Below are 2416 nucleotides of genomic sequence, written 5' to 3'. Positions count from 1 at the left end.
GAAGAGGCAGGCGCCATCATTCGCGTCAACGGCGCCTACCGGCACGGGTTTCTATTGGCTCCGGTGATGGCGCAGGCCCTTGCCGCGTACGTCTCAGACGGCCGGCGTGAGGGGCCGCTGTTCGACGCCGTCTGACGGCTGTGATCTCGCAGAGAGCGTCTGCTTTGCAAGCTCGAGCGCTGCGACGTAGTCGGGCTTGCCGGAGCCGAGCAGCGGGATTTTGCCGACAACAAGAATGTCTGCTGGCGTCATGAGTTCGCTCACGCCCTTTCTGCGCACGAACTGCGCGAAGGCTTCGCGCGTGATGCTCGCGTCCGTCGACAGAAGCGCAAGGCGTTCGCCTTTTCGCTGATCCGGCAGGGCGACGACGACGGTTATCTGCTGGGGCCAGAGTTCGGCGGCGAGCGCTTCGACGGCCGACAAGGAAATCATCTCTCCGCCGATCTTGGCGAAGCGCTTGGCGCGGCCCTTGATCGTAATGAAGCCCTGCGCGTCGATCTCGACGATGTCGCCGGTGTCGTGCCAGCCGTCGTGGGGCGGCTCGAGAACGCCCGGATTTTCGGCGCGGTAGTAGCCGAGCATCACGTTCGGGCCGCGCACGTAGAGGCGGCCGCCGGTTTCGATGCCGGGGACAGGGTCGAGGCGGGCTTCCATCAGCGGTGACAGGCGGCCGACAGTGCCGGCCTTGTTGGCGAGCGGCGTGTTGATTGCGAGCACGGGCGCGGTTTCCGTCACGCCGTAGCCTTCGAGAATGCGCACGCCGAAACGATCCATGTAGAGCTGGCGCGTGCGCTCCTTCACGGCCTCGGCCCCTGCGAGCACGAGGCGCACGCGCGCGAAGTCGTAAGGATGGGCGACGCGCGCATAGCCTGCGAGGAACGTATCCGTGCCGAACATGATCGTGGCGTTCGACTGATAAACGAGTTCCGGAATGATGCGGTAATGCAGCGGCGTCGGATAGAGATAGACGGGTACGCCCGCAATAAGGGGCATCAATAGGCCCGCCGTCAGGCCGAACGAATGGAAGACGGGCAGTGCATTGAAGACCTTGTCCGTGCCGTTGCAGGCGACGCGCGTGAGGCTCTGGGCGCAGTTGGCCAGAATGTTCCGGTGCGAGAGCACGACGCCTTTCGGCGTTCCTTCCGAGCCCGATGTGAAGAGGATGGCGGCGGGCGCGTTGAAATCGGTTTGGATTTGCGGACGTCCGCCCTGCGTGAGGCCTTTGACCTTGTCGGCAAAGGTAATCGTCGCGCGAATGTCCTCCAAATAGATGACGCGCGCGACCGGCTCGATCGCCTGGATGAGCGGTTCGAGATGGCCCTTCTCGACGAAGGCGCGGGAGGTGAGCACGACGGAGATATTTGCCGTCTTGCAGGCGGAGACGACGTTCGAGGGGCCGGCGGAGAAGTTCAGCATCGCGGGAACGCGGCCGATCGTTTGCAGGGCGAAGAACGTCACCGCGACGCCGGCGGAATTCGGCAGCAGCACGCCGACGGCAGAAGAGGGAGGCGGCAGCATCGGCGCGAGCTTGGCGCCGAGGACTTGGGCACCGATGATCAGCTTCTTGTAGGAAAGCTTGGAGCCGAGCGGATCCTCGATTGCCGCCTTGCCGGTATCGCGCGTCTCGCGGGCTAGAACGAGCGCTTCGAATAGCGTCTGGTCGATGGGGGTCGTCAGCACGGCGCTATCGGTCATGATGTCTTGCAGTGCCGCGCCTGCCGCCTGCCGCCGGGCCTTGCCGCGCAGCGCGGGATCGATCTTCAACCGGACGGGCGGGAGAATGGTCACGGTGGTTTGTGGAAACCAGACCTTCTTTGTTTGCGCTTTGCTGAGGTAGCCGAAGTGCGAGCGCTCCAGGCCATCGATGCGAACTGGAATGATGGGCGCGTCCGCCTTGTCGGCGATCATCGCGGTCCCGTCATAGACTTTCATAAGCCCGCCGGTGACGGTGAGACGCCCTTCGGGAAAAATCACGAGCGAGGTTCCGTCTTTGACGGCCTGGATCAGGTGACGCATGCCGAGCGGACGCGTCGGATCGATGGTGTAGAACTGTGCGAGCTTCAGGAACGGCTTCGCCCACCACGTCTGGGCAATCCCGGTATCGACCGCGTAGGCGCTGTGTGAGGGCAGAAGGCCGTTCAGCAATCCGGCGTCGAGCAGGCTGACGTGGTTCGGCGCGATGATGGCGCGCTCGCCCGGCTTGGGCAGGTTTTCGAGACCGCGAACTTCCAGTCCGAAGCACGTTTTGAACAGGAAGACGACGACGTCCTTGATACCCTCGGCGCCCCAGGCTCTCAGTACGAGGGCGACGACGATGAGGTTCGCGACCCCGAGGCCGGCAAAGAGGATCGAGACCGGGACCTTTTCGAATTGCAGGGCCGCGACCGCGATGCCGACCAGCGTCATGAAGGCGGCG

At 64.1% G+C, this 2416-nt stretch carries 1 protein-coding gene; it reads right to left on the bottom strand.

The window, feature by feature from the left end; translation table 11 throughout:
- Positions 1-93: 93 nt before the first annotated feature.
- Positions 94-2416, bottom strand: a 2323-nt coding sequence (locus tag VFG26_RS14420; protein WP_325026515.1) for an AMP-binding protein, incomplete at its 5' end; no start/stop codon positions are given.

This window comes from Hyphomicrobium sp. (genome assembly GCF_035687085.1).
In the GTDB taxonomy this organism is placed as follows: domain Bacteria; phylum Pseudomonadota; class Alphaproteobacteria; order Rhizobiales; family Hyphomicrobiaceae; genus Hyphomicrobium_B.
Note: the sequence above shows the minus strand (reverse complement) of the source record. Positions and strands in the feature narration are given on the sequence as shown.